Here is a 19,564-nt window from a genome sequence, read left to right on the forward strand (position 1 = left end):
GAATCCACATCAATTCGTCAGAGAGGATGAAGACATGACAGACATCGGTAAACAGCATTCGGCTACGTCGTCCAGCACATCAAGCCATTCAGACAGCGCCGACGTAGCGTTGAAACATATCGTCGATGGCTTTGTACATTTCCGTAACGAGGTCTTCCCCCAGCAGGAAGAGCTGTTCAAGAAGTTGGCGACCGCCCAATCGCCACGGGCCATGTTCATCACCTGCGCCGACTCGCGCATCGTGCCCGAATTGATCACCCAAAGTTCGCCAGGCGACCTGTTCGTGACGCGTAACGTCGGCAACGTCGTGCCACCGTATGGCCAGATGAACGGCGGCGTGTCCACCGCTCTGGAATACGCAGTGGTTGCACTGGGCGTGCAGCACATCATCGTTTGCGGACACTCTGACTGCGGCGCCATGCGCGCAGTGCTCAACCCTGACAGCCTGGACAAGATGCCTACCGTAAAGGCCTGGTTGCGCCATGCCGAGGTTGCCCGCACCGTAGTCGAGCAGAACTGCAGCTGCAGCGGCGAACTGGAAACCATGCAGGTCCTGACTCAGGAAAACGTGATTTCCCAGCTGCAACACCTGCGCACCCATCCTTCGGTCGCAGCGAAGATGGCCAGCGGCCAATTGTTCATTCACGGCTGGGTCTACAGCATCGAAACCAGCGAAATCCTGGCTTATGACGCCGAGCTCGATCGTTTCATACCGCTCGACGGTTCTGGACCGACGCCGATGGCTTCACCGAAAGCACGCTTTTCAGCCGACTGATCACCAGTCCGACTGACGGCAAGCCCTTCTTTATCAGCTGATGGCGACTGCGCAGGATGCGCGTCGCCCGTCTTGCCTCGTCTGAAGAATCCCGGAGAAGCGTCATGGGTATTACAGCATTGAAAACAGCTTTACCACGGGAGCTGCTCGCTTCCGTGGTCGTGTTCCTGGTCGCCCTGCCGCTGTGCATGGGGATCGCCATTGCCTCCGGCATGCCTCCGGCCAAAGGTCTGATCACCGGCATCGTGGGCGGCCTGATAGTCGGCTGGATAGCCGGTTCGCCGTTGCAGGTCAGCGGTCCCGCAGCAGGTCTGGCAGTACTGGTTTTTGAAGTGGTGCGCGAGCACGGCATGGCCATGCTGGGTCCTATCCTGGTACTCGCCGGATTGCTTCAGCTGCTGGCAGGTCGATTCAAGCTTGGCTGCTGGTTCCGGGTCACGGCACCTGCGGTGGTCTATGGCATGCTTGCCGGTATCGGTGTGCTGATCGTACTGTCACAGGTACACGTGATGTTTGACAGCGGTCCCAAACCCTCCGGGCTGGACAATCTGATCGCCTTCCCTTCCACGCTGATCCAGGCTTTCGGGCCAGGCACCGGCATGCAGGCCGGCATGCTCGGTCTGGGCACCATGCTGATCATGTGGGGCTGGGAAAAACTCCGTCCGCAGTCGCTGCGCTTCGTACCCGGCGCGCTGCTGGGCGTGGGTATCGCAACCGGCATCAGCCTTTTCATGGCCTTGCAGGTCAAGCGTGTCGAAGTGCCTGACAACCTGGCCGACGCCATCGACTGGCTTCGCCCTGCCGACCTGATGAACCTGGCCGATCCGGCCATTCTGGTGGCGGCTATCGTCGTAGCGTTCATCGCCAGTGCCGAAACGCTGCTTTCCGCATCAGCGGTTGACCGCATGCACAGTGGCCAGCGTTCGGACTTCGACAAGGAGCTCAGTGCTCAGGGCGTGGGCAACATGCTCTGCGGCCTGCTCGGTGCGCTGCCGATGACCGGCGTTATCGTGCGCAGCTCGGCCAACGTCCAGGCCGGTGCCACCACGCGCTACTCGACGATCTTCCACGGCCTGTGGCTGCTGGCGTTCGTGTTGCTGCTGTCGAGCGTACTGCAGAGCATTCCGGTCGCGAGTCTGGCTGGCGTGCTGGTCTACACCGGCCTGAAACTGGTCGATCTGAAGGCGTTTCGCGGTCTGGGCCGCTATGGCCGGATGCCGATGTTCACGTACGCGGCGACTGCCGTGGCGATCATCTTCACCGACCTGCTGACCGGTGTACTGGTCGGTTTCGGCCTGACCCTGGTGAAGCTGGCGTTCAAGGCTTCGCGCCTGAAGATCAATGTGGTCGGACTGGGCGAGAAGGAATTCGAGCTGCGTCTGGTCGGTGCCGCAACCTTCCTCAAGGTGCCGGCGCTGACTCAGGCACTGGGCACTATCCCGCAGGGCAGCACGGTGCATGTGCCGCTGGGCAATCTGTCCTACATCGACCACTCGTGTCTGGAACTGCTGGAAGAATGGGGTCGTTCCAATGCCGCTCATGGCACCCGGTTGCTGATCGAATCGCGTGGCCTGAAGCGTCGTCTTGAAGGGCGGGTCTACACGACAACGGGGATCGGCTCGGCCGCCACCTGATAGTCGCTACCCTGTTATCACAGCTCTGGACACCTGGGAGCCGGATGGGTCTTCGCGTAGCAGCGGAGCGATATCCGGCTCCTTCCATTGCCGGCGAAGACAGTGATTCGGGCTTCTGAATCAGACCGCGGAGTGCTCCAGCTCCAGGCCGACGCCCAATTGCCGTGACAGGCTTGGCCAGCGCTGCCAGGCCGCGTCCGTTTCAGGGCTGATCAGCTTTTCGCGGTAGGCCTCGACCGAGTCCAGCGCGAAACTCTCCTCATCAAGCAGTTCATCGACAGCATGGTGCACCGCTTCGTCCAGCTGGTTGGCAAATTGCTCGCCGATCAACTGGTGGGCAATCACGCTGGCAACCGTGGTATTCGACGGTATCAGCGGCTGACCGAAATGCTTGATGTACAGGTCATTCACCTCCTCGACCAGCCGATGGGCCAGATAAGCCTCGTCCAACAGGCTTTCCAGGCCTTCATGTCCATCCATGATGGACGGTGGAGCCGCAAAAAAATGCTCGGCGATTTTCAGCACCGGCTTTATCTGCCCTTCGATCCCGGCTTCCAGCGCGACCTCATGGGCAGCGTCCAGCAGATCGGGTACCAGATCGATGTAGACCGTGACGAAACGCGCCAGCACGTCTTTCGCGTCGACCTCCGGCAGGTGGATGGCGGGATGGAGATGTGGGAGCTTTTGTTCCAACTGTTGCAGCAAGTGGCCGGTCCGGGCCTCATGTTGATGGGCTAGTTGTATCTGCTCGCGCAATGCGGCGGTGTTCATGGCTGCTGGGACTCCTTGAGGCGTCAGACCTCTTGGCTCGTTCATGGAGAGTCATACGTTAGCTTGCATAACTAAATGCCTAAGACGGTTTTGCTATATGCGGCTCACATTTAGATACATTTGCTCTATCAAGACATTTTTCGCTCAGTTTCTAAGCGAAAATGACTGCCATACCGGCTATGCGGCTGCCAGGCAGCTCGCGTTTTGGATAAGCAGGCTACTCTGAAGTCGCCCGCAGCTATTTCGACACGCTGTCCGATATAAAAAGTGAGCCACGCATGGGCCAGCCTCTTTTGTCCAAACCGCTCGTTCTGCGTTTGACGTGTTTAGTAGTGATGATGTTGATCTGCGGATCGGCATTGCCGTCGCTCTATGGCTTGCTGACCGGACATGACAATAACGGCATGCCGGGTCAGGACGCTTCGCGCCAGGTCGAGGTGCAGTTCACCGCTGGCAACGCTGCCGGGATGACCTGGGCGTTCTACCCGCAGTCCCGCCAGATGCAGGTCCACCCCGGTGCGGTCAACGAGATGATCTTCATCGCGCAGAACCCGACCGACAGACCCATGAAAGCCCAAGCCATACCGGGTATTTCGCCCGGAAAGGCCGCAACGTGGTTTCACAAGACCGAATGCTTCTGCTTCACCCAGCAGACGTTGCAGCCGGGCGAGCGCATCGAGATGCCGGTGCGCTTCATCGTCGACCGTGACATGCCCGACGATGTAAAACGTCTGACGCTGGCCTATACGCTGTTCGACGTCACCACGCACTAGGCTCGGTACGCAATATAGGCCATCATCCCCGGCCGCACGCCGATCACTACTCGCGCTGACACCATGACCCGTACTCAGAAAACCGTTTTCATTGCTGCCGCTATTGTCGCCCTGCTTCTGGGCGTGATCCTCAGTCAGGTGCTGCCTGGCCGCAGCTCGCCGGATCAGGCAGCGCTTAACGACGCCGGTATTGTCCTGCTCCCCAAAAGCCGCCAATTGCCGGCCCTGAGCGTGACCGACCAGAACGGCGCGGCCGTGGCCCTTGATGGCTTGAAAGACCAATGGACGCTGATGTTCTTTGGTTATACCTTCTGCCCGGATATCTGCCCCACGACGCTGGCGCAGATAAAGCAGATCAGGACCGAACTGCCCGAAGAGACGGTCAAGCGCATGCGGGTGGTACTGGTCAGCGTCGATCCGAACCGCGACACACCGCAGCAGCTCAAGCAATACCTGGGCTACTTCGACAAGCAGTACATCGGCCTGACGGCACCTGTCGCGGATATCCAGACACTGGCCAATGCCGTGAGCATTCCGTTTATTCCGGCCGATACCCGTAAACCGAACTACTTCGTCGACCACAGCGGTAACCTGGCCCTGATCGGCCCGGACGGCACGCAACGAGGTTTTATCCGCGCACCGCTGAACAACCAGAAACTGGTGAAGCAGTTGCCGGGTTTGCTGGAAAGGGATTAGTCAGTGCACTGACACTAAATCGCTAGGAACGCGGGGCGTCCTGAAGGGCGCTATCACGCAGAGCGTGGGAGCGATAGGGCCATGCGCAGCGTGGGAAAGCAGTTCTCGACGCTCTGCGTCGCAAGGGACGCAGAACACTGGCACGAGAACCGCGAGGTGCGATCAGATCAGATCAGAACGCCGGGACTACAGCGCCTTTGTACTTCTCGGCCAGGAATGTTTTCACTTCCGGGCTCTGCAAGGCGGCAACCAGCTTCTTCATCGCATCCGAATCCTTGTTGTCCGGGCGGGCCACCAGAATGTTCGCGTAGGGCGAATCGGCACCTTCGATGATCAGCGCATCCTTGGTCGGATCGAGCTTGGCGCTCAGGGCATAGTTGGTGTTGATCAGCGCCAGATCGACCTGAGTCAGCACGCGGGGCAGCGTAGCGGCTTCCAGTTCACGGAATTTCAGGTCTTTCGGGTTATTCACGACATCCGAAGGCTTGGACAGGATGTTGCCCGGATCCTTCAGGGTGATCAGACCTGCCTTGGCCAACAACAGCAAGGCGCGGCCTTCATTGGTGGCGTCATTGGGCAGGGCGACATTGGCGCCAGTGGGCAGCTCTTCCAGCGTCTTGAACTTGTCCGAGTAAGCGCCGAAAGGCTCGATGTGAACCTTGGCCACGGCTACCAGATCAGTGCCTTTACCCTTGTTGAACTCATCCAGATACGGCTGGTGCTGGAAGAAATTCGCGTCCATACGGTTCTGCGACACCTGCACGTTAGGCTGGATGTAGTCATTGAACACCTTGATGTTCAAATCCACGCCTTCTTTGGCCAGGGTCGGTTTGACGAACTCCAGGATCTCGGCGTGCGGCACGGCAGAGGCCGCGACGGTCAGGGTTTCGTTGGCCTGCGCGGACAAGGCGGTGACAGCGGCGAATATGGCCAATAGTTTTTTCATGCAACAACTCCTTTGGGCCCGTACGAGACAGGCCAATACCAACGGATTCGATCAACGATGTGTGAAATGCGCGACCAGTCTGTCGCCGATGGTCTGCAGAATCTGCACCAGCACCAGCAACAATACGACCGTCACGAACATCACATCGTTCTGGAAGCGTTGATAACCGTAACGGATCGCCAGGTCGCCCAGCCCGCCAGCGCCCACCGCACCGGCCATGGCCGTGAACGACACCAGCGCAATGGCAGTCACCGTGATCGCCGCCAGAATGCCGGGGCGCGCCTCGGGCAGCAGCGCCTTGACGATGATCTGCCGAGTCGTCGCGCCCATGGCCTGTGTGGCTTCGATGATGCCGCGATCCACTTCGCGCAAGGCTGTTTCTACCAGACGCGCAAAGAACGGCGTGGCGCCGGCGATCAGCGGCGGCAACGTACCGAGGATGCCCAGCGACGTACCGGTAATGATCTCGGTCAACGGCATCATCACGATCAGCAGGATGATGAACGGCAGCGCGCGCAGCATGTTGACGATCACCCCGACCGTCGCATACAGCTGCTTGTGCTCCAGCAACTGACGCGGCGAGGTGAGGAACATCAGCACACCCAGCGGCAGGCCGAGCAGGATGGTGAAACCGAGCGATACACCGAGCATGATCAGCGTGTCGCCAGTGGCCACCCAGATCTCGTACCAGTCGACATTGGAAAACAGGTTCAAAAAAGCGTCCATCAGCGCAGCACCTCCATATGAACATCAGCGGCGGTGAAGCGCGCAAAGGCGGCGTCCATGTCGCCGCCGGTGATGGCCAGCGTCAACTGCCCGTAAGGGGTGTCCTTGATGCGGTCGATGCGACCGGCAAGGATGCTGTAATCGACGCCGGTTTCCCGCGCCACCGTGCCGAGCAGCGGCGCGTAAGTGGCCTCGCCCTGAAACGTCAGACGCACGATACGGCCTTGAACGTGAGCGAAGTCGTCACGCTGCTCGTTCTCGTCGATCTGCTCGTCTTCCTGCACAAAGCGCTTGGTCGTCGGGTGTTGTGGATGCAAAAACACATCGGCGACCTTGCCGTGCTCGACAATCACCCCGGCGTCCATCACGGCCACCTGATCGCAGACGCGACGAATCACGTCCATCTCATGGGTGATGAGCACGATGGTCAGCTTCAGCTCACGATTGATCTCGGCAAGCAGTTGCAAGACCGACGCAGTGGTCTGCGGGTCCAGCGCGCTGGTGGCTTCATCGCACAGCAGGATTTTTGGTTTGGTGGCCAGTGCGCGGGCGATGCCGACGCGCTGCTTCTGGCCGCCCGACAGTTGTGCCGGGTACTTTTTAGCGTGATCGGACAAGCCGACCCGCTCCAGCAACTCGGCCACGCGCTGGTCGATCTGCTTGCGCGGCATATCGCCTGCCAGGGTCAGCGGCATGGCGACGTTGTCGGCCACGGTTTTCGACGCCAGCAGATTGAAGTGCTGGAAAATCATCCCGACCTGTTGGCGGAAGCGGCGCAGGCCGTTGGCATCAAGCGCAGTGACGTCTTCTCCATCGACCACAATCTGTCCACCACTCGGGGTTTCCAGGCGGTTGATCAGGCGCAGCAGGGTACTTTTGCCCGCGCCGGAGTGGCCGATGATGCCGAACACCTGGCCGCTGTCGACGCGCAGGCTGGTGGGGTGCAGGGCCGGTATTTCCTTGCCTGCCACCCGATAGGTTTTGTGGACGTTATGAAACTCGATCACGGAGCGAACCTTGTGGGGCGCGTTAAAAAATCAGCGCAGTGGCTAGGGCGCCACCTGCTTCGTTACCTCGGCCGGATAAAGCCGGGCGCGCATTTTAGCCTGTCCGGCCCGCTGTGCTTAGCATTTATTTACCGGCTGTCCTGCGCAATGGGCATAACACGACCGTTGGTGATCGTATGCCGAAAATAAAAGGAACGGCTGTTTTTTGCTCCGGTCACTTCTTCGATACCGTGATTTCCCGCTTACGCCAGGGAAGTCGTAATCAGCGAACCCAACTCAATGATTGGGGCGAGATAAGGAGTCTCTGATGGCTAGCAAGAACGCACCACCTGTAACCGAAACGCCCAAGAGCGAAATGGCAGGCACCGACACCCTGGACCGTGGCAATACCAACGAGAAGCTGGAAAGTCTTGAGCAGTTTCGCTCGGACGCCACCCAGCAGGCCCTGCGCACCAACCACGGCGTCAAGATTTCCGATAACCAGAACACCCTGAAAGTCGGCAGCCGCGGCCCATCGCTGCTCGAAGACTTCATCATGCGTGAAAAGATCACGCACTTTGACCATGAGCGTATTCCGGAGCGTATCGTCCACGCCCGCGGTACTGCAGCGCATGGCTATTTCCAGACTTACGAAGACCACGGCGCGCTGAGTAAAGCAGGCTTCCTGCGTGATCCGGGCAAGAAGACCCCGGTGTTTGTGCGTTTCTCCACCGTTCAGGGCCCACGTGGCTCGGGCGACACCGTGCGTGACGTGCGTGGCTTTGCCGTCAAGCTCTACACCGACGAAGGCAACTTCGACCTGGTGGGCAACAACATGCCGGTGTTCTTCATTCAGGACGCCATCAAGTTTCCTGACTTCGTGCACGCGGTGAAACCCGAGCCGCACAACGAAATCCCGACTGGCGGCTCGGCTCACGACACCTTCTGGGACTTCGTCTCGCTGGTGCCGGAATCCGCGCACATGGTGCTGTGGACCATGTCCGACCGTGCTATCCCGAAAAGCCTGCGCACCATGCAGGGCTTTGGTATCCATACCTTCCGCTTCATCAACACTGAAGGTAAGTCGAGCTTCGTGAAGTTCCACTGGAAGCCCAAGTTCGGCGTCTGCTCGCTGGTCTGGGACGAAGCGCAGAAGCTCGCCGGCAAGGACACCGATTTCCACCGCCGCGACCTGTGGGAGTCCATCGAGATGGGCGACTACCCGGAATGGGAACTGGGTGTACAGATCGTTGCCGAGGAAGACGAGCACAAGTTCGACTTCGACCTGCTCGATCCGACCAAGATCATCCCGGAAGAACTGGTGCCGGTCACCCCGCTGGGCAAGATGGTCTTGAACCGTAACCCGGACAACTATTTCGCCGAGACCGAGCAGGTTGCCTTCTGCCCGGGACACATCGTGCCGGGTATCGACTTCTCCAACGATCCGCTGCTGCAAGGTCGTCTGTTTTCCTACACAGACACGCAGATCAGCCGTCTGGGTGGGCCGAACTTCCACGAAATCCCGATCAACCGTCCGATCGCGCCGAACCACAACGGTCAGCGTGACGCACAGCATCGCACCACTATCGACAAGGGCCGCGCTTCCTACGAGCCTAACTCGATCGATGGCGGCTGGCCGAAAGAAACCCCTGCCGGCCCGGTAGATGGCGGCTTCGAGACCTACCCTGAGCGCGTTGAAGCGCACAAGGTGCGTGAGCGCAGCGAATCGTTCGGCGATCACTTCTCGCAGGCCACCCTGTTCTTCCAGAGCATGAGCCACCACGAGAAAGAGCACATCATCGCGGCCTACAGCTTTGAGTTGGGCAAGGTCGAGCGCGAGTACATTCGTGCCCGTCAGGTCAACGAGATTCTGGCCAACATCGATCTGGAGCTGGCCAAGCGTGTAGCTGCCAACCTCGGCTTGCCAGCACCGACTGCCGGTACCGTACCTGCGCGTCAGACTTCGGTTAAAGAGTCGCCGGCACTGAGCCAGGTCAACCTGCTGTCTGGCGACATCGTTTCGCGCAAGGTTGCCATTCTCGTGGCTGACGGCGTCGACGGTAAAGCGGTCGAAGCCATGAAGGCTGCACTGACTGCCGAAGGCGCACACGCCAAGGTATTGGGCCCGACCTCCGCACCGGTCAAGACCGCTGATGGCCAGAGCCTGCCAGTGGACGCATCGGCTGAAGGCCTGCCTTCGGTAGCGTTCGACGCAGTCTTCGTGCCGGGTGGCAAGGCTTCGATCGAAGCGCTACAAGGCGACGGTGTGGCATTGCACTTCATCCTGGAAGCCTACAAGCACCTCAAGGCCATCTCCTTTGCCGGGGAAGCCAAAGAGCTGTTGAAACTGCTACGCCTGGAAGAAGATGCGGGTCTGCTGGAGGTATCCGATAGCAAATCGTTCAAAGCGTTCTTCAACGTGATTGCTCAGCACCGTGTGTGGGATCGTGAAGTGAAAGCCAAGGCTGTTCCGGCTTGATCTGACGCTGCTACGCCTATCGCTCCCACGCTCCCACGCTCCGGCGTGGGGGCGATTTTCTGAATGCTCACTCCCCGCATAGGCTCCCGAACACTTCTCGTTCCCCACGTTCCGCGTGGGAATGCAGTTTCGGACGCTCTGCGTCCGCTTTGAAGGATCGACTCAGGACTTGGCTGGCGTCAGGATGATCTGCGCTTTTTCATTGCGCTCGATCTGGCGGCGCAGTTGCAGTTCGAAATCCGGATTGGCCTTGACCACCCGTTTGGTCAGCAACGTCGCCAGCCACGGATAGTCTTCGGTGCGTGGCACCACCATTAGCATTTCACAATTGAACGCCACGGTATCCGCTGCGATATCGTCCAGTTGACGACGCAGTGCCCGCATATCGCCGATCTTGAGCTCAATCGTCGTGCTTTCTGCGGACGGATCAATCAGCTTGGCAACCCTTCTGGCTTCGGCCGCCTTCAAATCCGCTTCGGCTTTTTCCAGCTCGGCCTTGCGCGCATGGGCAATGGCGCCATTGACGCCACTGGTCAGCGCCGGTGCCTTGGGCATCAGCGCGCGCGCACGGCTCAGCGCAGTGGCCGCCGCATTCATATCGCCCTTTTGCAGGCTGATCTGACTGCGGCTCAGATAAGCTTCGGCCAGACGACGCTGAAAAGGCTCCAGACGGATATCGGCAGGATTGGCAGCCTGCAACGCCGTCAATTGGTCCTCGGCCGTTGCCAGCTCATTGCCGGCGATGTTCTGCTCAAGCTGAGCGAATGCGTCAGGCTGGGCCTCGGAGGCAGGCGTCTCGACGGTGGGCGCACTCTGGCAGGCACCCAGCAGGATGGAAAATGCGACAAGCAGCAGATAGCGTGGGGCGAACGGCTTCATTCCTGCGATTCTCTAGTTTGCGCAAAAAACGAGCAAGTCTACACCGCTCGCCTGGGTAGAACAAAGCTGAGCAAGAACAACGCCGCAGCGGATACCACTATAGACGGTCCGGCAGGGGTGTCCTTGAACCAGGACAATGATAGCCCGGCACACACGGCTATCACGCCCAACAGGCTTGCGCCCAGCGCCATTTGCTCAGGCGAACGGGCGTGACGCTGTGCCGCAGCCGCCGGGATGATCAACAGCGACGTAATCAGCAGAACACCGACGATTTTCATCGCTACGGCGATCACCACGGCGATCAGCAGCATCAACGTCATGCGCAGTGTAGCAACCGGCAGGCCTTCGACACGCGCCAGTTCTTCATGCACGGTCATTGCCAGCAGTGGGCGCCACAGCGCGACGATCAGCACCAGCACCAACGTGCTGCCGCCCAGAATCCAGCCCAGATCAGCCGGACTGATAGCCAGCAGATCGCCGAACAGGTAGGCCATCAGGTCGATGCGCACTTCGTGCATGAAACTGAGCACTACCAGCCCCAGGGACAAGGTGCTCGGTGCCAGAATCCCCAGCAGTGTGTCCGACGCCAGCGGTTGGCGCTGTTGCAACGTGACCAGCAACACCGCCAGCAGCAGGCAGCCGACCGTCACCGCGATGGTCGGGCTGATGTCCAGCAGGAAGCCCAGCGCGACGCCGAGCAGCGCGGCATGGGACAGTGTGTCGCCGAAGTAGGCCATGCGCCGCCAGACCACGAATGATCCCAGCGGGCCAGCGACCACGGCCAGAGCAACGCCTGCGAGCAAGGCATAGAGTAGAAAGTCAGCCATGCTTGCAGCTGTCTCCGTGAACGTGATTGTGAGTGTGGGCCGCAGCATCATTCACCACCGCGCCATGCAGATCATGGGCGTGGTCGTGATGGTGGTGATAAATCGCCAGGCTCTGCGCATTGCTGCCGAACAGCTCGACAAAGGCCGGGTCATGGCTGACCTGCTCGGGATGCCCGGAGCAGCAGACGTGACGATTCAGGCATACCACCTGATCGGTGGTGCTCATGACCAGATGCAGATCGTGGGAGACCATCAGCACGCCGCACTGGTGGCGGTCGCGTAGCCGGGTAATCAGGCTGTACAGCTCGGCCTGTCCGGCCACATCGACACCCTGCACCGGTTCGTCGAGGACCAGTAACTCGGGCTTGCGCAACAACGCGCGCGCCAGCAGAACACGCTGCATCTCGCCACCGGAAATGCCTTGAATCGGGCTGTCGATGACCTTCCCGGCGCCGACCTCTTCCAGCGCCGACGCTGCAGCCGTGCGATCCACACCAGGAACCAGGCGCAGGAAACGCAGCACCGACAGCGGCAGCGTCTGGTCCACATGCAGCTTTTGCGGCATGTAGCCGACACGCAGCTTCGGCTTGCGCCAGACAGTACCGGAGTCGGGCTTGAGCAGCCCCAGCACCGCACGCACCAGCGTGGTCTTGCCCGCACCGTTGGGGCCGATCAGGGTGACGATCTCGCCGGGTTTGACGCTCAACTGGATGTCATCCAGGACGTTTTGCCCGGAGAGCGTTACGGCGACCTTCTCCAGACGTATCAATGCATCGGTCATCAAGCGGCCTTGCAACCAGCGCACACGCCGACGATCTCGACCGTCTGGCCTTCGACCGCAAAGCCGACGCCTGCGGCGGCATCGACCACGGCATTGCTGATGGCCGGGTGCTGCAGCTCGATCGCCGCATGGCACAGGCGGCAGATCAGGAACTGGCCCTGATGCGCGTGAGTGGGGTGATTGCAGCCCGTGAAGGCGTTGAGCGAGGCAATCCGATGCACCAGTCCGTTTTCCAGGAGGAAATCCAGCGCACGGTAAACCGTTGGCGGGGCCGCACGGCGGCCGTCTTCATCACTCAGCACCGCGAGGATGTCGTAGGCACCCAGCGGTTTGTGGCTTTGCCAGACCAGTTCCAGCACGCGACGGCGCAAGGTGGTCAGGCGCAGACCCTGTTTGGCGCACAGCGCATCGGCTTCGGCAAGGGCCGAATGTACGCAGTGAGAGTGGTCATGGGGGCGACTGGCCAGGGGAGTATTGGGCATGAGCAGCGACGATATTGGCTAGAGACGTTATTATGTTACCCGTTCCTGGCTGATATGAGTGATTCGAGTGCGCCGTCTTTTAAATCTTGCTGCTGTTTTCTGGGTCAGCCTGCTGATCGTCTCCCCTGCTCAGGCCGAGGTCCGAGTGCTGACCAGTATCAAGCCTCTGCAGCTGATTGCCGCGGCTGTGCAGGATGGCGTCGGCACACCGGAAGTGCTTCTGCCACCGGGTGCCTCACCGCATAACTACGCGCTGCGTCCATCCGACGTACGGCGTGTACAGGAAGTCGAGTTGCTCTACTGGATCGGCCCGGACATGGAAACCTTCCTGCCGCGCGTCATTCAGGGCCGCAAAATGCCAGCGGTTGCCGTGCAGACGCTGCCGGGCATGCACCTGCGCCACTTTGGCGAAGACAACGCCTCGCATGATGACCACGAGCATGATCACGACAACGACGCAGACGAACATGACCACGACCACCGGCCCGGCAGTCTCGATTCGCACCTGTGGCTGTCGACCGTCAACGCGCGGGTGATCGCCGCAAAAATGGCCACTGACCTGAGCGCTGCCGACCCTGCCAACGCAGCACGCTACGCCAGCAACGCCCAGTCTTTCAGCAAACGTCTCGATACACTGGACGCCCGTATCAAGGAGCGTGTCAGTGCGGTGGCAGACAAACCCTACTTCGTGTTCCACGAGGCCTTCGATTATTTCGAAGAGGCCTATGGGCTCAAGCATGCCGGGGTATTCGCCATCGCCGCCGAGATCCAGCCCGGCGCACAGCACGTCGCCGCCATGCGCGAACGTCTCAAGGCTGCGGGCAAGACCTGCGTATTCAGCGAACCGCCACTGCGCCCGCGTCTGGCCGAAACCCTGAGCGCCGGCCTGCCGGTCAAACTGGCCGAACTGGATGGACTGGGCGGCTACACCCCGGCCACCGCGCAGGGTTACGAGCACGTCTTGCAAAAGCTCGCCGACGACCTGACCGGTTGCCTGAGCAGTCTCTGACTGCCACCGCCCACATGGCAGCACTGCTGTGTGACGCGGAGCGTCACGAACTGCATTCCCACGCTGGAGCGTGAGGAACGATAGTCGTCAGGGATAACATTATCGTGCCCATGCTCCGCGTGGGCATGCCGGTCTGGACGCTCCGCGTCCTCTTGCGACGCAGAGCGTCACGAACTGCATTCCCACGCTGGAGCGTGAGGAACGATAGTCGTCAGGGATAACACTATCGTGCCTATGCTCCGCGTTGGCATGCCGGTCTGGACGCTCTGCGTCCTCTTGCGACGCGGAGCGTCACCAACTGCATTCCCACGCTGGAGCGTGAGGAACGATAGTCGTCAGGGATAACATTATCGTGCCCATGCTCCGCGTGGGCATGCCGGTCTGGACGCTCCGCGTCCTCTTGCGACGCAGAGCGTCACCAACTGCATTCCCACGCGGAGCGTGAGGAACGATAGTCGTCAGGGATAACACTATCGTGCCCATGCTCCGCGTGGGCACGCCGGTCTGGACGCTCCGCGTCCTCTTGCGACGCAGAGCGTCACCAACTGCATTCCCACGCGGAGCATGGGAACGATAGTCAACTGTCCAGCTTTTTGGGGTCAGTTCAGAGCGTGGGGACGACAATCGACTCGCGAAGACAGGTCTGGTCTCAGAGCGCAAACGGCAACGCAATATGCGCTTCCTGACGCTCGGCCAGGCGGCGCTCGAACTCCGCAGGATCATGAATCAGCACATCCTGCCCGGCGAAGGTTTCGGCAGCGATCAAACGTGACAGCCAGAAACGCACGCAAGCGATACGCAACATCGCCGCCCAAAGCTTCGACTCCGCAGCGGTGAATGGTCGCAAGCCCGCGTAGGCCCCCAGCAAGGCACGGGCGCGGACGGCGTCGAGCTGGCCGTTTTCGCGGGAACACCAATCGTTGAGAGCAATCGCCAGGTCGTACAACATCGGACCCGAGCAGGCATTGTAGAAATCGATCAACCCGGTCAGGTGCGTACCTTCGAACAGTACGTTGTCGCGAAACAGGTCGGCATGAAGGTTGGCGCGCGGCAGCGCCATGATCTGCGGCTTTAACGCCTCGATCTCCTCAAGGCTCTTTTCAAGCAGCACTCGCTGAGTCTCGCCCAGGTGCGACAGAAAATTGCGCCCCTCGCTCAGCATCCAGTCCAGGCCGCGGTCAGTCTTGCGCTCGACGATCTGCCCACGGGTCGCCAGATGCAGGTTGGCCAGCAACTCGCCAATCTGCACGCAATGCTGGGTGTTCGGCTCGCTGATGTGCTTGCCCGGCAGACGCGGCTGCAAAAGCGCCGGTTTGTCTGCCAGCTCGCGCAGCGCCTGACCGTCGGTGGTGCGCAGCGCATAAGGCACCGGCAGGTCGGCCTCATGCAGCACATCGAGCAGCTCGATGAAGAACGGCATCTCCTGAACCGGGCCGCGCTCGACCAGCGTCAGCACGAACTCGCCCTGCTCCAGACTGATGAAGTAATTGGTGTTTTCACTACCGGCAGCGATGCCCTGATAGTCAAGCAGACGGCCGAGCCCGTAAGGGGCGAGAAATGTTTCCAGCTCGGGCCGAGCCAGTGGGGTAAAAACGGACATATCAGGACTGCCAACGATTGAAGTGAATGTAGGGTGCTACCAGCTGAATATTTCCCACTGCGGGATCAGCATGTCCGGTTGGTCCGAACGAATGAAATTGGGGCTTGTACCATCGGCGCGCACCAGAAAATAGGGTTTGCCGTGTTTCGGGGTGATTTTAACCGCATACAGAAAGCCGTTCTGGCGATATTCCTGAATGGTTCTGTCACCGTCGGTGCGAATAGTAACGTCCGGCGCCGCTGAAGGTGGATCTTCTGCTGCAACAGCGAGCAAAGGGCTAAAGGCCAACAGGCCGGTCAATATCAGTCGATTTACCTTGCGCATGATAACCTTGTCCCTTTGTCGTCAATGGTCCGCGCATTCTAGCGCCGACCCCGCCGAAAAGGTTGATTCTGCTCATGACCCAAGCGCCACTCGTCCTGGTAGACGGTTCCTCCTACCTCTACCGCGCCTTCCACGCACTGCCACCACTGGCCACCTCCAAAGGATTGCCGACCGGTGCCGTCAAGGGCGTGCTCAACATGCTCAAAAGCCTGCGGCGCCAGTACCCGGACAGCCCGCTCGCCGTGGTGTTCGACGCCAAGGGGGGGACGTTCCGTGATGCGCTGTACAACGACTACAAAGCCAACCGGCCCAGCATGCCGGACGATCTGCGCGTGCAAGTCGATCTGCTGCACGCTTGCGTCAAAGGCATGGGTTACCCGTTTCTGTGCGTCGAAGGTGTCGAAGCCGATGACGTGATCGGCACGCTGGCACGCAGCAGCGCGGCGGCCGATCGTCCAGTGGTGATCTCCACCGGCGACAAGGACATGGCGCAACTGGTCGACGGCCATATCACCCTGGTCAACACCATGACCGGCAGCGTGCTGGATGTACCTGGCGTGAAAGAGAAATTCGGCGTCGGTCCGGAGCACATCATCGATTACCTGGCCCTGATGGGCGACAAGGTCGACAACATTCCCGGCGTGCCCGGCGTTGGCGAGAAGACCGCGGTCGGCCTGCTGGTCGGCATCGGCGGTGGCATCAAGGAGCTTTACGAGAACCTCGACAAGGTCGCGACCCTGCCGATCCGTGGCGCCAAGACCCTGGCCGCCAAACTCGAAGAGCATCGTGAGATGGCCTTTTTGTCTTACGAACTGGCGACCATCAAGATCGACGTGCCGCTGGACATCGAGCTGGATCAGTTGCATTGCGGCGAGCCCGACCGCGATACGTTGATGGAGCTGTACGCCGAGCTGGAATTCAAGAGCTGGATCGAAGACCTGCAACGCGACGCCAAGCGTGCAGGCCAGGAGCTGACCGCCGAAGAGCCGACCGTTGAGGCCAGGGAAGCGGCTTATGAGGTCATTCTTGAACAGGGACAGTTCGATGCCTGGCTGAAGAAACTGCAGGCCGCGCCGCTGTTTGCCTTCGTCACCCAGAGCAACGGTACCGATGCCCAGCGTGCGCAACTGGTCGGCCTGTCCTTCGCCATTCAGACCCACGAAGCCGCCTACATTCCGCTGACGCACTCGTACATGGGCGTGCCGCAGCAGCTGGACCGTGACACCGTGCTCAAGGCGCTCAAGCCGCTGCTGGAAGACCCGGACAAAATCAAGGTCGGCCAGCACGCCAAGTTCGCCATCAACCTGCTTGCCAATTGCGCCATCGACGGCGATCAGGCTCAAGGCATCGACCTGCAGGGCGTGCGCTTCGACACCATTCTGGAATCCTACGTACTGGACTCCACCGCCACCCGCCACGACCGTGACAGCCTGGTGGCCAAGTACCTGACGCACACGCCGATCAATTTCCAGGAGATTGCCGGCAAAGGCGCCAAACAGCTGAGCTTTGACCAGATAGCCCTGGAGCAGGCCGGCAATTATGCCGCCGAAGAAGCGGACCTGACCCTGCGTCTGCATGAAGTCTTCGACGCGCGACTGGCCGCGATTCCAACCCTGCAGCCGGTACTGAACGATATCGAGATACCGCTGGTGCCTGTGCTCGCGCGTATCGAGCGCCAGGGCGCGCTGGTCGATGCCAACCTGCTGGGCATCCAGAGTGTCGAGCTGGGCGACAAGATGACCGCGCTGGAGCGCGAAGCCTTCGCCATTGCCGGCGAAGAATTCAACCTCGGCTCACCCAAGCAACTGGGTGTGATTCTCTACGAAAAACTCGGCATGCCGGTTCTCAGCAAGACCGCCACCGGCCAGGCATCGACTGCCGAAGCCGTGCTTGCCGAACTCGCGGAGCAGGATTTCCCGCTGCCCAAGGTGCTGATGCAATACCGCTCGATGAGCAAGCTCAAGAGCACCTACACCGACCGCCTGCCGGAGCAGATCAACCCGCGCACCGGGCGTATCCACACCTCCTACCATCAGGCGGTGGCCGTCACCGGGCGCTTGTCCTCCAGCGATCCGAACCTGCAGAACATTCCGATTCGTACGGCTGAAGGCCGGCGCATCCGTCAGGCATTCGTGGCCCCCAAGGGCTACAAGCTGCTGGCGGCCGACTATTCGCAGATCGAACTGCGGATCATGGCGCATCTAGCTCAGGACGAAGGCTTGCTGCATGCCTTCCGCAATGACCTGGACGTTCACCGCGCGACGGCTGCGGAAGTGTTTGGCGTCGAGCTGGAAAACGTCACCACTGACATGCGTCGCAGCGCCAAGGCGATCAACTTCGGTTTGATCTACGGCATGAGCGCGTTCGGCCTGGCCAAGCAGATTGGCGTGGACCGCAAGCAGTCACAGGCGTATGTCGACCGCTACTTCGCCCGCTACCCCGGCGTGCTGAACTACATGGAGCGCACCCGCGCCCAGGCTGCCGAGCAAGGTTTCGTCGAGACCATCTTCGGTCGTCGTCTGTACCTGCCGGACATCAACGCCAAGAACCAGTCCCTGCGCAAAGGCGCGGAACGCATGGCGATCAACGCGCCGATGCAGGGCACTGCAGCGGACATCATCAAGAAAGCCATGGTGGCGGTGAATGGTTGGCTGGACGAGTCCGGTCTGGATGCACGGGTCATCCTGCAGGTTCACGACGAACTGGTGCTTGAAGTGCGCGAAGACCTGGTCGATCAGATCAGTGCACAGATCCGTCCACACATGAGCGGCGCAGCAGAATTGGCAGTGCCGTTGCTGGTGGAAGTGGGGGTTGGCAACAATTGGGACGAGGCTCACTGAGCCTGAAATGGCGAATCTGTACGCAGGTTCGCCAAATATTGTAGGAAATGTGAACTTTTCTTCACTGCTGGAACTTAACCGTTTGGACAGGAGTCAGACGTGTCGATTGGTTGAAGAATCGATCGTGCTCCTAGTTGTGTTAAGTGTTGGCAGTTATCCAGATCCCACCCTAAGGTCTGGACCTTAAGCCCCGGAACTTCCCCCTCCCCATGCGAAGTCCGGGGTCTTTTTTGCCTGCGATTTACTCAGCAGGAGCCTTGTCTTCCAGCTCCATCCAGTCGGCCAGCACGGTGTAAGCCTCTTCCAGCCCCATACGCTTGGGGGCCGAAAACAGCTGGATGCTCACTGCATCGCCCCAGCCTTTGCGAATCTCGGCCTGGACCTTGAGCAGCGTGTTCTTGGCAGCGCCGTAAGTCAGCTTGTCGGCCTTTGTCAACAGAATGTGCATCGGCATGTTGCTGGCGATGGCCCAATCGAGCATCAGCACGTCGAAGTCGGTCATAGGATGACGGATATCCATCATCAGGATCAGGCCCTTCAGGCTTTCGCGGCTGCCCAGGTAGGCTTCCAGGTGACGCTGCCAGTGCAGTTTGAGCGGGATAGGCACTTTGGCGTAGCCGTAACCGGGCAGGTCGACCAGACGTCGATCCTCGTCCAGACCGAAAAAGTTCAGCAACTGGGTACGCCCTGGCGTCTTGGATGTACGCGCCAGGCTGGCGTGGGTCAGGGTGTTCAGCGCGCTCGATTTGCCCGCGTTGGAACGACCGGCAAATGCGACTTCAAAACCTTCGTCGTCGGGGCATTGGTCGACCTTGGCGGCGCTGAGCATGAACGTGGCCTGTTGGCACAGACCGAGAATGGGGTTTTTGAGTTGCATGTGATTTCCGGTGAAGACCTGCCTGCAAGGGGTGCGGCAAGAGGTGTCGGTTTCGTTTGGATGCGTGCGCATATAATGACACACCTGTCCCCCGGCCCACACTCACACCGTATCGGGCCGCTCTGACCGACGTGCTGGAACATTCAGACATGACCTGCT

The 19,564-nt window shown here is 60.2% G+C and carries 18 protein-coding genes; 7 read left to right on the top strand and 11 right to left on the bottom strand.

The features are described from left to right. The first annotated feature begins 34 nt into the window (after nucleotides 1-34). The gene (locus JOE33_RS12575; protein WP_003432243.1) at nucleotides 35-775 is read left to right on the top strand and encodes a carbonic anhydrase; all 741 of its coding nucleotides are present in this window, start codon (nucleotides 35-37) and stop codon (nucleotides 773-775) included. Nucleotides 776-879: 104 nt separating this feature from the next. After that, complete coding sequence (locus tag JOE33_RS12580; protein WP_096103177.1) at nucleotides 880-2,409, top strand: SulP family inorganic anion transporter; 1,530 nt, start codon at nucleotides 880-882, stop codon at nucleotides 2,407-2,409. Between the two features lie 120 nt (nucleotides 2,410-2,529). Here the strand turns inward: JOE33_RS12580 and JOE33_RS12585 are convergent, their stop codons facing one another. Continuing rightward, nucleotides 2,530-3,180: a hypothetical protein gene (locus JOE33_RS12585; protein ID WP_010431296.1), complete on the bottom strand. Its 651-nt coding sequence runs from the start codon at nucleotides 3,178-3,180 to the stop codon at nucleotides 2,530-2,532. A gap of 278 nt (nucleotides 3,181-3,458) precedes the next feature. Here JOE33_RS12585 and JOE33_RS12590 point away from each other — a divergent pair, with 278 nt between their 5' ends. Both JOE33_RS12590 and JOE33_RS12595 read left to right on the top strand, forming a co-directional pair. Continuing rightward, the gene (locus JOE33_RS12590; protein WP_032614344.1) at nucleotides 3,459-3,953 is read left to right on the top strand and encodes a cytochrome c oxidase assembly protein; all 495 of its coding nucleotides are present in this window, start codon (nucleotides 3,459-3,461) and stop codon (nucleotides 3,951-3,953) included. A 63-nt stretch (nucleotides 3,954-4,016) separates the two neighbouring features. After that, nucleotides 4,017-4,649, top strand: coding sequence for an SCO family protein (locus tag JOE33_RS12595; RefSeq protein WP_054992829.1), 633 nt, complete (start codon nucleotides 4,017-4,019; stop codon nucleotides 4,647-4,649). Between the two features lie 172 nt (nucleotides 4,650-4,821). Here the strand turns inward: JOE33_RS12595 and JOE33_RS12600 are convergent, their stop codons facing one another. The 3 genes from JOE33_RS12600 to JOE33_RS12610 are packed head-to-tail and all read right to left on the bottom strand — an operon-like array spanning nucleotide 4,822 to nucleotide 7,328. Further along, a complete protein-coding gene (locus tag JOE33_RS12600) occupies nucleotides 4,822-5,595 on the bottom strand; it encodes a MetQ/NlpA family ABC transporter substrate-binding protein (RefSeq protein ID WP_010431304.1) in 774 nt (257 codons plus the stop codon). A 51-nt stretch (nucleotides 5,596-5,646) separates the two neighbouring features. Beyond that, nucleotides 5,647-6,321, bottom strand: a complete 675-nt coding sequence (locus tag JOE33_RS12605; protein WP_003317371.1) for a methionine ABC transporter permease — start codon at nucleotides 6,319-6,321, stop codon at nucleotides 5,647-5,649. Then, nucleotides 6,321-7,328 carry a methionine ABC transporter ATP-binding protein gene (locus tag JOE33_RS12610; RefSeq protein WP_010431307.1) on the bottom strand — a complete coding sequence of 336 codons (1,008 nt, stop codon included), beginning with the start codon at nucleotides 7,326-7,328 and terminating at the stop codon, nucleotides 6,321-6,323. The genes JOE33_RS12605 and JOE33_RS12610 overlap by 1 nt, the downstream gene beginning before the upstream one ends. 307 nt (nucleotides 7,329-7,635) lie before the next feature. Between JOE33_RS12610 and katE the strand changes: the two genes are divergently transcribed. Further along, nucleotides 7,636-9,786 carry a catalase HPII gene (gene katE, locus JOE33_RS12615; protein ID WP_187624986.1) on the top strand — a complete coding sequence of 717 codons (2,151 nt, stop codon included), beginning with the start codon at nucleotides 7,636-7,638 and terminating at the stop codon, nucleotides 9,784-9,786. Between the two features lie 162 nt (nucleotides 9,787-9,948). Here katE and JOE33_RS12620 read toward each other — a convergent pair whose 3' ends face one another. Genes JOE33_RS12620 through JOE33_RS12635 form a run of 4 tightly spaced genes read right to left on the bottom strand, consistent with a single transcriptional unit; the run spans nucleotide 9,949 to nucleotide 12,755 of the window. Further along, on the bottom strand, nucleotides 9,949-10,665 hold the full coding sequence (locus JOE33_RS12620; protein ID WP_187624985.1) for a PA5502 family lipoprotein: 717 nt from the start codon (nucleotides 10,663-10,665) through the stop codon (nucleotides 9,949-9,951). Between the two features lie 38 nt (nucleotides 10,666-10,703). After that, a complete protein-coding gene (znuB, locus tag JOE33_RS12625; RefSeq protein WP_003341611.1) occupies nucleotides 10,704-11,492 on the bottom strand; it encodes a zinc ABC transporter permease subunit ZnuB in 789 nt (262 codons plus the stop codon). Beyond that, nucleotides 11,485-12,273 carry a zinc ABC transporter ATP-binding protein ZnuC gene (gene znuC, locus JOE33_RS12630; protein WP_010431319.1) on the bottom strand — a complete coding sequence of 263 codons (789 nt, stop codon included), beginning with the start codon at nucleotides 12,271-12,273 and terminating at the stop codon, nucleotides 11,485-11,487. Before znuC ends, znuB begins: the two co-directional genes overlap by 8 nt. After that, entirely contained in the window at nucleotides 12,273-12,755 is a 483-nt protein-coding gene (locus JOE33_RS12635) for a Fur family transcriptional regulator (RefSeq protein WP_003425978.1), read from the bottom strand. Before JOE33_RS12635 ends, znuC begins: the two co-directional genes overlap by 1 nt. Before the next feature lie 67 nt (nucleotides 12,756-12,822). Between JOE33_RS12635 and znuA the strand changes: the two genes are divergently transcribed. Then, entirely contained in the window at nucleotides 12,823-13,764 is a 942-nt protein-coding gene (znuA, locus tag JOE33_RS12640) for a zinc ABC transporter substrate-binding protein ZnuA (protein WP_010431326.1), read from the top strand. Between the two features lie 649 nt (nucleotides 13,765-14,413). On the opposite strand, the gene JOE33_RS12645 is transcribed toward znuA, so the two are convergent. Next, a complete protein-coding gene (locus JOE33_RS12645) occupies nucleotides 14,414-15,364 on the bottom strand; it encodes a homoserine kinase (protein ID WP_010437274.1) in 951 nt (316 codons plus the stop codon). 36 nt (nucleotides 15,365-15,400) lie between these two features. Next, the gene (locus JOE33_RS12650; RefSeq protein ID WP_010437272.1) at nucleotides 15,401-15,688 is read right to left on the bottom strand and encodes a DUF2782 domain-containing protein; all 288 of its coding nucleotides are present in this window, start codon (nucleotides 15,686-15,688) and stop codon (nucleotides 15,401-15,403) included. Nucleotides 15,689-15,762: 74 nt separating this feature from the next. Between JOE33_RS12650 and polA the strand changes: the two genes are divergently transcribed. Then, nucleotides 15,763-18,528 (top strand): DNA polymerase I, encoded by a 2,766-nt coding sequence (gene polA, locus JOE33_RS12655; protein WP_187624984.1) that lies wholly within the window; start codon nucleotides 15,763-15,765, stop codon nucleotides 18,526-18,528. Nucleotides 18,529-18,769: 241 nt separating this feature from the next. On the opposite strand, the gene yihA is transcribed toward polA, so the two are convergent. Beyond that, nucleotides 18,770-19,405 carry a ribosome biogenesis GTP-binding protein YihA/YsxC gene (gene yihA / locus JOE33_RS12660; RefSeq protein WP_003341625.1) on the bottom strand — a complete coding sequence of 212 codons (636 nt, stop codon included), beginning with the start codon at nucleotides 19,403-19,405 and terminating at the stop codon, nucleotides 18,770-18,772. Nucleotides 19,406-19,564 lie beyond the last annotated feature (159 nt).

The organism is Pseudomonas sp. PvP027 (genome assembly GCF_017833005.1).
GTDB lineage: Bacteria > Pseudomonadota > Gammaproteobacteria > Pseudomonadales > Pseudomonadaceae > Aquipseudomonas > Aquipseudomonas congelans.

Coding starts and splice junctions, on each gene's coding strand:
- JOE33_RS12575 (WP_003432243.1), top strand. CDS start 35: ATGACAGACATCGGTAAACAGCATTCGGCTACGTCGTCCAGCACATCA.
- JOE33_RS12580 (WP_096103177.1), top strand. CDS start 880: ATGGGTATTACAGCATTGAAAACAGCTTTACCACGGGAGCTGCTCGCT.
- JOE33_RS12585 (WP_010431296.1), bottom strand. CDS start 3,180: ATGAACACCGCCGCATTGCGCGAGCAGATACAACTAGCCCATCAACAT.
- JOE33_RS12590 (WP_032614344.1), top strand. CDS start 3,459: ATGGGCCAGCCTCTTTTGTCCAAACCGCTCGTTCTGCGTTTGACGTGT.
- JOE33_RS12595 (WP_054992829.1), top strand. CDS start 4,017: ATGACCCGTACTCAGAAAACCGTTTTCATTGCTGCCGCTATTGTCGCC.
- JOE33_RS12600 (WP_010431304.1), bottom strand. CDS start 5,595: ATGAAAAAACTATTGGCCATATTCGCCGCTGTCACCGCCTTGTCCGCG.
- JOE33_RS12605 (WP_003317371.1), bottom strand. CDS start 6,321: ATGGACGCTTTTTTGAACCTGTTTTCCAATGTCGACTGGTACGAGATC.
- katE (WP_187624986.1), top strand. CDS start 7,636: ATGGCTAGCAAGAACGCACCACCTGTAACCGAAACGCCCAAGAGCGAA.
- JOE33_RS12620 (WP_187624985.1), bottom strand. CDS start 10,665: ATGAAGCCGTTCGCCCCACGCTATCTGCTGCTTGTCGCATTTTCCATC.
- znuB (WP_003341611.1), bottom strand. CDS start 11,492: ATGGCTGACTTTCTACTCTATGCCTTGCTCGCAGGCGTTGCTCTGGCC.
- znuC (WP_010431319.1), bottom strand. CDS start 12,273: ATGACCGATGCATTGATACGTCTGGAGAAGGTCGCCGTAACGCTCTCC.
- JOE33_RS12635 (WP_003425978.1), bottom strand. CDS start 12,755: ATGCCCAATACTCCCCTGGCCAGTCGCCCCCATGACCACTCTCACTGC.
- JOE33_RS12645 (WP_010437274.1), bottom strand. CDS start 15,364: ATGTCCGTTTTTACCCCACTGGCTCGGCCCGAGCTGGAAACATTTCTC.
- JOE33_RS12650 (WP_010437272.1), bottom strand. CDS start 15,688: ATGCGCAAGGTAAATCGACTGATATTGACCGGCCTGTTGGCCTTTAGC.
- polA (WP_187624984.1), top strand. CDS start 15,763: ATGACCCAAGCGCCACTCGTCCTGGTAGACGGTTCCTCCTACCTCTAC.
- yihA (WP_003341625.1), bottom strand. CDS start 19,405: ATGCAACTCAAAAACCCCATTCTCGGTCTGTGCCAACAGGCCACGTTC.